The sequence below is a fragment of the Propionibacterium sp. genome (assembly GCF_047719395.1).
Taxonomy (GTDB): domain Bacteria; phylum Actinomycetota; class Actinomycetes; order Propionibacteriales; family Propionibacteriaceae; genus Propionibacterium.
The window spans coordinates 16,066-27,003 of record NZ_JBDNTB010000038.1; the positions used below are offsets into that span (position 1 = coordinate 16,066).

Here is a 10,938-nt window from a genome sequence, read left to right on the forward strand (position 1 = left end):
GCGGGCTGGACGCCTGGTCCGGCGGTGAGGACAGCACAATGGCTCTGCGAGGCTTCAGAAATCTGCTGCGAGCGCGTTCGGGAACGGCCTCGCTGCGACCCTTGGAGACGAAGCTGCGCAAGGTCCGGGCACTCGTGGACGATCCGTCCTGGGCCCCGGGGCGGTCAACCAGCGGTGCCGACGAGGGCGGAAAAATACCCCGTCTCGCCGCGCTGTGCCGTAGCGCGGAAACACATCTGGGGCTTGCTCCCCATGACGAGCAGATTCTCGCAGCACTCGCCCTGCTGGAGGGATTCAGCGTCGACATGGCGACCGGCGAGGGCAAGACGCTGGTGGCATTGCTCGCGGCGGGCATGTACGCCGCAGCGGGGCGGACAGTGCACGTGCTGTGCCCCAATGACTATCTGGCGGCGCGAGATCATGCCCTGGCCGTCCAGATGCTCGAGCCGCTGGGCCTTGCCACCGGTTGCACCATGGCGGAGACTGCCACTGCGGCCCGTGCGCAGGCGTACGGATGTTCCGTCGTGCACTCCACGGTGTCCGAGATCGCCTATGACCTGATGCGCGACGGACTGGCCCTGAGCACCGAGGATGTGGTGAGCCCTGTTCTCGACGTGGCACTGGTCGACGAAGTGGACAGCGTACTGCTCGACGAGGCCACCCAGCCCCTCGTAATAGCCCAGACGGCCAACGACGTTGCGGCACGCAACGAAGAGCGGCGGATGGCCCTGCTGGTGGCAGGCCTCGAGCCCGGACGCGACTACACCCTCGACACGGTGTCGGGCTCGGCCGCCTTCACCGATGCCGGGGTGAGCGCCCTCGAGAAGGCTCTCGGATGTGAGAATCTCTACGCGCCGGACCAGGTGGGCCACATGGCGGCTGCCAATGCGGCGCTGCACGCCCATGCCGTGCTTGCCCGCGATGTCGACTATGTCGTCGTGAATGACACGATCGGCCTGGTCTCCCCCACCAGGGGACGCGTGGTGGCCAATCAGCGCTGGCCAGAGGCCTTGCAACGTGCGGTGGAGGCCAAGGAGCAGCTGACCGGTGCCAGCCGGGTGCAGGTGATGGACCAGATCACCGTTCAGGAGGTGGCGCGCAGCTACCGGGCATGCCTCGGCATGAGCGCCACCGCAACCCTCGCCGCCGATCCGCTGCACGAGCGCTATGGCTTCCTGGTCGCCCAGGTGCCTCCGCACCGCGAGCTGGCAAGGGTGGACGAGTCCGACGAGCTCTATCTGGACGCCAAGGCCCGCGACAATGCCCTGGTCACCAGGGTCGCAGCGGCTCAGCAGGCGGGCCGCCCGGTGCTGGTGGGCACCCAGAGCATCGAGCAGTCCCGCGCCCTCGGTGAGCAATTGGAAGCGGAAGGTGTGGCATCGACCGTGCTGAACGCCACGAATGCCGCCGAGGAGGCAGCCATCATCGTCGCTGCGGGTGCTCCGGGCCAGGTGACCATCAGCACCCAGATGGCCGGCCGCGGCACCGACATCGTGCTCACCGATCGGGCCCGCGCCAATGGCGGGCTCGTCGTGATCGGTGCCGGGCGATACCCCAACTCGAGACTGGACGCCCAGTTGCGCGGTCGTTGTGGACGACAGGGCGATCCGGGCACCAGCGTGCTCATGGCGGCCCTCGATGATCCACTCCTGAACACGGGTATTTTCGATGGCGACGGCGGTCGGGAGCACATCAGCACGGATGTGGAGACCGACGGGACCGGCCGGATACTCGACGAGGAAGTGATTGCCGAGGTCGACCACCAGCAGCGCGTCCTGGAAGGAAGAATGCTCATGGAGCACGAGCAGGCCTGGCAGTACACCCTGGTTCCGTGGCAACAGCGACAGCAGGTACTGCAATCCCGCCGCGCGGTGCTCCACAATCCGATCTCAGCGCGCCGGGAGATATTCCGACATCTGGACGATGCGGGGCGGTACGCGGCAGCGGACCTATTCGGGGAACGACTCGACTCCGTCTGCTCACGGATCGTGCTCGATCTCATTGATGAACGGTGGAGCGAGCACCTCAACTTCCTTACCAGCCTGAGAGAGGGCATCCATCTGCGACGGCTGGCTCGGCTGTCACCGCTGGCGGAGTTCCAGCGCGAGGCCAACGAGCACTATGCGGACTTCCTGGCACAGACAGCCGAGGATGCCGCCGGGCGTCTTTCCGATGCCGTGCGCGACGGCCGGATTCCCGACATCAGCCGCGGCGACCCCGGGTCGCTGTGGGCTTACGAGGTGATCCAGGCGGGCTGGGGCTCTCCGGAGGACCGCCTGGTCGAGGCTGTCGGCCGCCGGATCAGATCCCTGCTCGACAGCTGAGGAGCAGCCCCACACCCGGATGCTCAGGAGAGCTCCTCGAGCAGGAGCTCGCGCACCTTCGAGGCATCGGCCTTGCCGTGCATCTGCTTCATCACGGCTCCGATCAGCGCCCCGACAGCCTGCACCTTGCCACCGCGGATCTTGTCGGCCACGCCGGGATTGGCATCGATCGCTGCCTGCACCGCCATGCCCAGGGCGCCGTCGTCGGAGACGATGGCCAGCCCGCGCTCGTCCACGACATCGGCCGGCTCACCCTCACCGGAGGCGACAGCCTCCAGCACGGTACGCGCGAGCCTGTCATTGAGTGTCCCTGCGCTCACCAGAGCCTGCACCTCCGCCACCTGGGCAGGTGTGACACCCACCTCGGCGAGGTCCACACCGTTCTCGTTGGCGCGACGTGACAGTTCCCCCAGCCACCACTTGCGGGCCGACGCAGGAGCCGAGCCGGCAGTGACGGTGGCTTCGATGAGGTCCAGAGCGCCCTCGTTGCCGTGCACATCGCGCATCTCCAGGTCGGAGAAACCCCACTCGGACTGCAACCGGGCAGCCTTCGCGGCCGGAAGCTCCGGCAGCGTGGCGCGCAACTGCTCGACCCATTCCCGGCTCGGCGCCACCGGCACCAGATCAGGTTCGGGGAAGTAGCGGTAGTCCTCGGCTTCTTCCTTGGAACGCCCGGCCGTGGTGAACTCCCCCGCCTCGTTCCACATCCGGGTCTCCTGCTTGACGCGCCCGCCGCCGGCGAGCACGGCTGCCTGGCGGCAGATCTCGTAGCGGAGAGATCCCTCGACCGAACGCAGCGAGTTCACATTCTTTGTCTCGGTGCGGGTACCCAGCTCGGTGGAGCCCTTGGGCATCAGCGAAACATTGGCATCGCAGCGCAGCTGGCCCTGCTCCATGCGGGCCTCGCTGGCGTCCAGGGCTCGCACCATGTCGCGCAGATGAGCCATATAGGCCCGCGCCACCTCCGGCCCCCTCGTGCCGGTGCCGAAGATGGGCTTGGTGACGATCTCGATGAGCGGCACACCGGCTCTGTTGTAGTCCATCAGCGAATAGTCCGAGCCCTGGATACGCCCGGTGGCGCCACCCATGTGCATCGACTTGCCGGCATCCTCCTCCATGTGGGCACGCTCGATGGGCACCGTATAGGTCTGGCCATCGACATCGAGGGTCACCTCGCCCTCGTAGGCGATCGGCTCGTCGTACTGGCTGACCTGGTAGTTCTTCGGCATGTCGGGGTAGAAGTACTGCTTGCGCGCAAAACGGCAGGACTCGGCGATCGAGCAGCCCAGCGACAGGCCGATCCTGATGGCCGACTCGACGGCCTTCCTATTGACCACTGGCAGTGAACCGGGAAGTCCGAGGCACACCGGGCAGGTGTGCGTGTTCGGTGCCGCGCCGAATGCGGTGGAACAGCCGCACCACATCTTCGACTTGGTGCTGAGCTCGACGTGCACCTCGAGGCCGAGGACGACATCGAAGCGTTCCATCACCTCGTCGTAGTCCATCAGTTCGTCGGTGCTGTACTCGCTGCTCACTTGCCGGCCTCCTGGTGGTTCAAAGCGTTCAGTGCCGGGGCCTTCGCCAGCAGCGGGCCGCCCCACTGCGCAGTGAGTTCACGCTCGATGGCGGCGCCGACGCGATAGACCCTGTCATCGTCGAGCACGGGTGCCATCACCTGGAATCCCACCGGCAGGCCGTCCTCGGGTGCCAGACCGCAGGGGAACGACCCGGCAGGCAATCCGGCCAGATTGCTCGGGATTGTGCACAGATCGCCCATGTACATGGCGAGCGGGTCGTTGATCTTCTCCCCGATCTTGTAGGCCGTGGTCGGCGCGACCGGCGAGACGAGCACATCCACCGTCTGGAAGGCCGACTCGCAATCCTGGGCGATGAGCGTGCGCACCTTCTGCGCCGATCCGTAGTAGGCGTCGTAGTAACCGGCCGACAGCGCATAGGTGCCGAGAATGATCCGGCGCTTCACCTCGGCGCCGAATCCCTTGCCGCGGCTGAGACGCATCACCTGCTCGGTGGATCGGGTGCCGTCGTCACCGACGCGCAGCCCGTAGCGCATCGCGTCGTAGCGCGCCAGATTGCTGGACATCTCACTGGGCATGATCAAGTAATAGGTGGCCACCGCCTGCTCGAAGTGCGGGCAACTCACCTCGACGATCTCGGCCCCGGCCTTTTCGAGAACCGTCAGTGCCTCGCGGAAACGTTGCCGCACGCCGGGGGCATAGCCCTCACCGCGCAACTGCTTCACGACGCCGATACGCATGCCCCGCACATCGCCGGACCGTGCTGCTTCGAGAACAGGCGGTACCTCCACCGGCAGAGAGGTCGAATCCCTGGGGTCATGCCCGGCAATGATCTCGTGCAGCGCCGCCGTGTCGGTGACATTGCGTGCACCGGGCGAGCACTGGTCGAGGCTGGACGCCATGGCGATGATCCCATAGCGGCTCACCGCACCATAGGTGGGCTTCACGCCCACAGTTCCGGTCATCGCCGCAGGCTGACGGATCGAGCCCCCCGTGTCGGTCCCGATCGCCAGCGGTGCCTCGCGGGCGGCCAGCGCCGCGGCCGAGCCGCCGCTGGAACCGCCAGGGATCCTGTCGAGATCCCATGGGTTGTGGGTGGGCCCGTAGCCCGAGTTCTCGGTGGAGCCACCGCAGGCGAACTCGTCGAGATTGGTCTTGCCCAGAATCACCAGGCCGGCCTGCCGCAGCTTGGTGACCACTGTTGCGTCATAGGGCGGGCACCAGCCCTCCAGAATCTTCGAGGCGGCCGTGGTCGGCAGCTGCTGGTAACACAGCAGATCCTTCACGGCGACCGGTACTCCGGCCAGTGGGGAGGGCAACTCGCCGGCGGCGCGCTGAGCGTCGACCGCTGCGGCCTGGGCGAGTGCATCCTCGGGTTCGACGCAGATAAAGGCGTTCACCTGGCCATCGACGTCATCGATCCGGTCCAGGAAGGCCTGGGTGATCTCGACGGAGGACTGCTCCCCCGCAGCGATCCGGCGGCCGAGTTCCAGGGCGTCGGCGGTGTAGACATCGGTACTCACAGGAGCTCCTCCCGGGCGTGCGAGTTCACTGTGCTCGTCGAATGCAGCGGGTTCGTTGAATGCATGGGTATGTCTGGGTTCACGAGTTCCACCGGGTTCACTGGGCATTCGAATCGTCGATGATCCGCGGCACCCGGAATCTCTGGTCGACGCTGGCCGGTGCCCCGGCGAGCATTTTCTCGGGCGGCATGGACTCACGCAGCTCGTCGTCGCGGAAGACGTTCACCTGCCGCACGGCGTGCGAGGTGGGTTCGATGTCCTGATCGGCCACCTCGGCAACGCTGGCGACCGCGTCGAGGATGACGTCGATCTGCGGCGCGAGTTCGGCCAATTCGTCGTCGGTGAGTTCGACCCTCGCCAGATCGGCGAGCCGGCTGACGTCCTGCGGCGTTATGGCCACGATCATGCTCCTTCGTGGGCGGGCACGACTCACACCCACCACTGTTGTGCACCCACCCGTACCGAGGGGAGGTTCCGGCGGCCCATCCTATCGACCTGCCAGGACAAGGCCGAGAGCCCGACATGTCTCAGAGCCCGGCGGGGGACGACATGCGGTACTGATCTTCCCACGAACGCGCCGGCAAGCCCCGAAACACGACCTTAATGCGGACCTGCACGAGTAATTTGCCCTGGTTTGAAAGACTGTGGACGTGTTGCTCCTGCGCGTAGAACTGCCCGATCGTCCTGGTGCCCTGGGCCATGTGGCCACGGCAATGGGAACTGTGGGTGCTGACATCAGTGCGATAGAGATCGTGGAGAAGCATGGCGACGGAAGTGTCATCGACGACTTCATCCTCACCATGCCACCGGGTTCCCTCGCCGAGACGATCATCTCCGCCTGCACCGAGGTCCCCGATGTCCGGGTGCTCTGGCTGTCCCGTTACCCCGACCAGTGGAACATCGAGAGCGACATCGAAGTCATCAACCGGATGTCCAAGAACCGTTCCGAGGCGGCCATCATTCTCGCCCAGGACGCCCCCACGGTTTTCCGGTGCGAATGGGCTGCACTGGTGAACCGGAAGAACGGTGCCGTGCACTTCAGCACGGCCAAGGCTCCCGACTTCACCGTCGAACAGATCGGGGCGCTCGGCGAGTTGTCCCAACCTGCACGTCACGAGATGGGCCCCGATTGGATGCCCGACTGGGGCGAGGTGACCGTGGCCAGCGCACCGGTGGACGAGGAGCGCACGCTGCTGCTCGGCCGTCAGGGCGGGCCCGCATTTCTCGATTCGGAGCTGTTCCGCCTGGAGCATCTGGCTTCAGCCGCGCGCTGAGCGCTGAGTCCCGCATCCGGTGCGATGGACCGGCGCCTCGATTGCTGCCTGCCGAACTCACCAGCGATGAGAGACATGCAATGGCCGGTCCCCCGGAAAACGGGGACCGGCCATTGCCCTGGAAAGCTGCTGAACTGGGCGCAACTGTTCAGCACAATTACTGAGATGTGATCAGTCGATCTCGGCGATGTAGTCCCAGACCACGATCACGTGATTGTCATCGGGTGCCCAGCGGATGAGTCCCTCGCCGGGGGGAAGCATGGCATGCACCGAGACGGTCACCTGCTGCCCCGGTTCGAGAGTGGCAGGAGGCTTCGGGGAATTGTCCGCCAGCTCCAACTGGTGAATGCCGCCCGCGTCATCGGTCGCGGTGATCCGGTCGAGTGCGAAGGGGATGGTGGCCGAGGCCTGTTCGAAGGTGATCCTGAAGCCGCAGTCCACCGACTCGGCGTCAGGATCACCGGTGCTGCGGTCCACATCGGGGCCGACGACATTCATGACGACTGTGCTGCCATTGGCGAGATTCGCCCTCACCGGCACGCCCTGCATGGAGACGGCGGGCTTGGTGGCGGTGCCGTCGATGAGCGTATTGCCGGCGGCACTGCTCGGGATGTAGCTGGGCAGTGGCCTGGCGGCGAGCTGCTCGCGCTGCTGGTCGGGGCTCACCGAGGTGTGCGAGCCGGTGCATCCGGTGAGGGCCACCGCCAGGACGGTCGCGGCCATTGCCGGGGCCATCCACGTCGGCAGCGCGCCGCCGAACCGGCGCCCCGCGGGTCTTGTCTGTGATTTCACGATGTTTTCGCTTTCCTGGGTGCCCTGGCCATTGCGCCAGGGCACCGCGATCAGCTGGTTCAGTGGCGCCGGCGGCGGACGAGGAAACGGGTCAGGCCGGCGGCGCCGGCGAGAGCGGCGATCGCTGCCACACTGAGTCCTCCGATCTCGCCGCCGGTGAGGGGCAGGCCAGGATTCTTCGGGCCGTGGGTGCCTGGTCCCGTCGGTGCCGCCGGGTGGGAGGGGGGTACGACCGGATTGGTCCCAGCAGACGACTGCGAGGGCGAGGCCGGCTCGGAAGCGGGAGCACTTGCCGACGGGGCGCCCGAGGGGGACGCCGGAGCAGAGCCCGATGCGGACGGGCTTGCCGAAACGGTGTCCGAAGGCGATCCGGAGGCGGAGGCGCTGGGCGAGGGAGATGCGCTCTGCTGGTCCTCCGGCAGATTGTTGAAGACATCGGTACCGAAAGGCATCAGGCCTGCCTGCGCGGCATAGCCGAGGTGACCCAGATCGTCCAGTCCGCCGGAGACCGTGCCGGCGGTGAGCTGGTTGTGGTCCTTGCCGTTGCTCACCTGGAAGATGTCCTCCATGGTGCGCAGCCACGAGTAGTGGTTGTAGTTCACCTCGGAGGTCGTCCCGGGCTTGATCAGCGGTGAGATGAGCACCGAACCGGTGTCACCCCCGCCGGGTGTGGCGTCCTGGGCGTTGAAGGTGTCCAGGGGTGTCTGACCGGATTCCAGGTGGCCGGGCACGCCGGTGGCCGACAGCGTGATGTCCGTCACGGCAGCAGTGGTCGGCAGCGGGGTGCCGTTCTTGTCCACCAGGGTGATGGTGGCATCGCTGGGTGCCTGCGACGAGGTGGACACCTTGTTCGGCCCGGCATTGGCCACCTGACCCACATAGGCGCCGGCCGGGATGCCGGTTCCGGTGACGGCCCTGCCGATGTCCTTGGTGCTCGCCACGCCCTTCTGCGCCGACCCCGGGAGGTTCACGGTGATAGAGCCTGGTGCGGCGGTTGCCACGTACTCGGTCGCCCCTGAGAAGGCCGAGCCGGTGTTCTTGGCGCCCTCCACGCAGTTTGACTTGTCGGCATTCACCAGCTTGGTGTCCTGCTCGCAGGACGGCGGACGGGTGATGAAGCCGTTGTCGCCGGGGCCGGGATACAGCTGATTGCCGTTGTCATCGGTGCCCAGGGTCGAGTTCGGGCCGGTGGGCTCCCAATTCACGTTCTGGCCGTTGATGTTCTGCCCCGCGGCATCGGCATTCACATAGTTCTTGGCCATCTGTCCGGGCTGTGGGAACTGACCGGCCGGATACTGATCGTATCCGGGATCGCTGGCAGCCGGGCCGGGTGTGCCGTACTGGTACTTCTCGTTCTCCTTGGCGTCCTGCGCCACGGCGCTGGAGTCGGTCGCGTTGTCGAAGCTCATGCCGTAGAACGGCGGGTTGGCCTCGTCGAAGGTGATGTCGATCAGGCCACCGTCCTGGAAGGCAGCCGACTTTTCGATGAGCGGGATGTAGTACTTCAGCCACAGGTCACCGGCATACAGACCGCCTGTGTAGTTCTTGGGCGGTGTGTTGAGCGGCAGCGAATAGTCCGGGTTGCCGTTGTCGTCGAACACGCCGGACATGTTGTTGCCCACGCACACCGCGTCATGAGCATCGGAGCAGTTGTTCGGGGTGATCCAGTTGAAGGCAGGAACCTGGTCGGACGGCTTCGACAGGTCGGAGACCAGCCCATTGGAAGGATCATCGGAGTTCGCGATGTGGGAGGAATCGGAGTCGGTACCACCGTTGACGGGAGTGGTGAGCGCATCTGAGCCATCACCCTTGTCCCCCACGATCGAATGGAACCAGGGCAACGGGAAGTGCTTGGCGACGTACTGGTCATTGGCCTGGGCTCCGGTGAAGGAGGTGATGCCATTCGCCTTGTCGGTGGCGTCCGCCTGCATCTTGCGCGGGTTCGTCGTGGGGTTGTTGGCCAGGGTTCCCGGCGATCCGGCCAGACCGTCCTCGCGTCCGGGCTGGTTGCGCAAATCCTGCGCGTATCCCTTCCAGGAGACGCCGGCGGCATCGAGCTGGTTGAACAGCGTGGGCACGTCCTTGGGATAGGTGCAGCCGTTCTCGCCATCGGGGGAGTTGGCCTCTCCGTTGGCCATCACCTGCCCGTAGTTGTCGGTCTGCCCGAAAGTGCTGCCGGAGTGGGCGGTGACGATGCTCGACGACGAACCCATGTTCGTGTTCGCGACATCGCAATCGGACTGCACGTCCATGGACGCGGACTGGCCGGAGACCATCGAGGTGTAGTTGTCCATGCTGTAGTGCCCGGTGCCGTAGTAGTCCTTCAGGAGGGCTCCTTGGCTGGGCAGCGTCTTCCAGAGATAGGAGTTCTGGTTCAGTCCGGTGAAGGTCGAGTCGTAGGACTTGTTCTCCAGGATGATGAGCCAGACATGCTTGACCTGGCCCGGCTTGAGGCCGGTCGAGGTGATGGTCGTCGATCCCGCAGCGCTGCTGGGGGCGGCAACCGCGGAATGGATCGGGATGGCAGTACCCGCCGCGATGACCGCGGCAGAGGCCAGAGCGCCCAGGATTCTCCTGGAGCGAAAATGCACTGATGACATGGCCCTTGGTCTATAGCGCCAAGGTGGCCCAGTTCAGCCATCAAGGTGAACGGCGGGCCACCGCAAGGTGGCCGGCAGACCACATCTCACAGGTTGTGTCGTCTCATACACCTGGGGCTACACACAGCTCAACGGGCCCTGCCGAGGTCAACTCGGGCGGGAACCCGCCCCACTCATCATTGATTCATCAGCATCCGGTAGAAGAGATACATCAGGACGCCCACCGCTGCGATGCTTGCGGCGAAGGCTGTCCCAACCCAGACGCGGAGCATCATTTTCCGGCGCGTCGTGGGCACGAGATCGGGCCCCCACTCCCCGATCCTCGGCCGGGCCCTGACAGGTGCGGGGTCGTCGAGATCGAGATCGGAGAAATACCTGCCCATGGCGGCCAGTGTAGAGGCCGATCTCTGTGGGACGAGCCTGTCAACCGGCTGCGGTGCCGACCAGGTCCTCGAGTGCTCGCCAGGCCAGACTCCGATCGATGGTTGCCATCCCGCATGCCGGGGTGAGGACAAGTCTGTCGGCCGTCTCCGGTGGGGCGCCCAGGTGCTCGCAGATTCCGTCGAGCCGGCGCGCAAGAAAGGCCTTACCCGCAGCCAGCTGAGCGGTGGGCAGCAGACCGGCCCACAGCTGACCGCCTCCACGAAACCATTCGGCCAGTAGCTCCCATTGTTCCTGCAGCAGGTCTTGAGTGGGGATGCTGAGCGCGTCTGCACCACAACCGAGCAGCTGGTCGAGGGGGATGTCGTTGGCGCAACTGTGCACGACCGCGATGTCCCCTCCGCCGGCGGGGGCCGCCGGCCCCCGGGCCGGGCCGACCCCCCCCCCCCCCGGGGGCCCCCCCCCGCGCGGGGGGGGGGGGGCCCCCCCCACCGGGGGCGGGGCCGGGG

9 protein-coding genes are annotated in these 10,938 nt (G+C 66.1%); 2 read left to right on the plus strand and 7 right to left on the minus strand.

Translation table 11 applies throughout. The features are described 5' to 3' along the window. The first annotated feature begins 38 nt into the window (after positions 1 to 38). Complete coding sequence (locus ABF648_RS07990) at positions 39 to 2,324, plus strand: hypothetical protein (protein WP_415631767.1); 2,286 nt, start codon at positions 39 to 41, stop codon at positions 2,322 to 2,324. A gap of 23 nt (positions 2,325 to 2,347) precedes the next feature. Here ABF648_RS07990 and gatB read toward each other — a convergent pair whose 3' ends face one another. From gatB to gatC, 3 genes are all read right to left on the minus strand, one after another. Beyond that, positions 2,348 to 3,829, minus strand: coding sequence for an Asp-tRNA(Asn)/Glu-tRNA(Gln) amidotransferase subunit GatB (gatB, locus tag ABF648_RS07995; RefSeq protein WP_415631774.1), 1,482 nt, complete (start codon positions 3,827 to 3,829; stop codon positions 2,348 to 2,350). A 26-nt stretch (positions 3,830 to 3,855) separates the two neighbouring features. After that, positions 3,856 to 5,382, minus strand: coding sequence for an Asp-tRNA(Asn)/Glu-tRNA(Gln) amidotransferase subunit GatA (gene gatA / locus ABF648_RS08000; RefSeq protein ID WP_415631768.1), 1,527 nt, complete (start codon positions 5,380 to 5,382; stop codon positions 3,856 to 3,858). Between the two features lie 97 nt (positions 5,383 to 5,479). Beyond that, the gene (gene gatC, locus ABF648_RS08005) at positions 5,480 to 5,788 is read right to left on the minus strand and encodes an Asp-tRNA(Asn)/Glu-tRNA(Gln) amidotransferase subunit GatC (protein WP_415631769.1); all 309 of its coding nucleotides are present in this window, start codon (positions 5,786 to 5,788) and stop codon (positions 5,480 to 5,482) included. 307 nt (positions 5,789 to 6,095) lie between these two features. Here gatC and ABF648_RS08010 point away from each other — a divergent pair, with 307 nt between their 5' ends. Then, a complete protein-coding gene (locus tag ABF648_RS08010; RefSeq protein ID WP_415631775.1) occupies positions 6,096 to 6,656 on the plus strand; it encodes an amino acid-binding protein in 561 nt (186 codons plus the stop codon). 171 nt (positions 6,657 to 6,827) lie between these two features. On the opposite strand, the gene ABF648_RS08015 is transcribed toward ABF648_RS08010, so the two are convergent. From ABF648_RS08015 to ABF648_RS08030, 4 genes are all read right to left on the minus strand, one after another. Beyond that, positions 6,828 to 7,448 carry a hypothetical protein gene (locus ABF648_RS08015; protein WP_415631770.1) on the minus strand — a complete coding sequence of 207 codons (621 nt, stop codon included), beginning with the start codon at positions 7,446 to 7,448 and terminating at the stop codon, positions 6,828 to 6,830. A gap of 59 nt (positions 7,449 to 7,507) precedes the next feature. Further along, positions 7,508 to 10,048, minus strand: a complete 2,541-nt coding sequence (locus ABF648_RS08020; RefSeq protein WP_415631771.1) for a phosphoesterase — start codon at positions 10,046 to 10,048, stop codon at positions 7,508 to 7,510. Between the two features lie 176 nt (positions 10,049 to 10,224). Next, entirely contained in the window at positions 10,225 to 10,431 is a 207-nt protein-coding gene (locus ABF648_RS08025; protein WP_415631772.1) for a hypothetical protein, read from the minus strand. A gap of 40 nt (positions 10,432 to 10,471) precedes the next feature. After that, a partial coding sequence (locus ABF648_RS08030) for a hypothetical protein (RefSeq protein WP_415631773.1) occupies positions 10,472 to 10,938 on the minus strand: 467 nt, incomplete at its 5' end.

Bases quoted from the DNA above. Each gene is read 5' to 3' on its own strand.
- ABF648_RS08020 (WP_415631771.1), bottom strand. From the start codon at position 10,048: ATGTCATCAGTGCATTTTCGCTCCAGGAGAATCCTGGGCGCTCTGGCC.
- ABF648_RS07990 (WP_415631767.1), top strand. From the start codon at position 39: ATGGCTCTGCGAGGCTTCAGAAATCTGCTGCGAGCGCGTTCGGGAACG.
- ABF648_RS08025 (WP_415631772.1), bottom strand. From the start codon at position 10,431: ATGGGCAGGTATTTCTCCGATCTCGATCTCGACGACCCCGCACCTGTC.
- gatB (WP_415631774.1), bottom strand. From the start codon at position 3,829: ATGGACTACGACGAGGTGATGGAACGCTTCGATGTCGTCCTCGGCCTC.
- gatC (WP_415631769.1), bottom strand. From the start codon at position 5,788: ATGATCGTGGCCATAACGCCGCAGGACGTCAGCCGGCTCGCCGATCTG.
- ABF648_RS08010 (WP_415631775.1), top strand. From the start codon at position 6,096: ATGGGAACTGTGGGTGCTGACATCAGTGCGATAGAGATCGTGGAGAAG.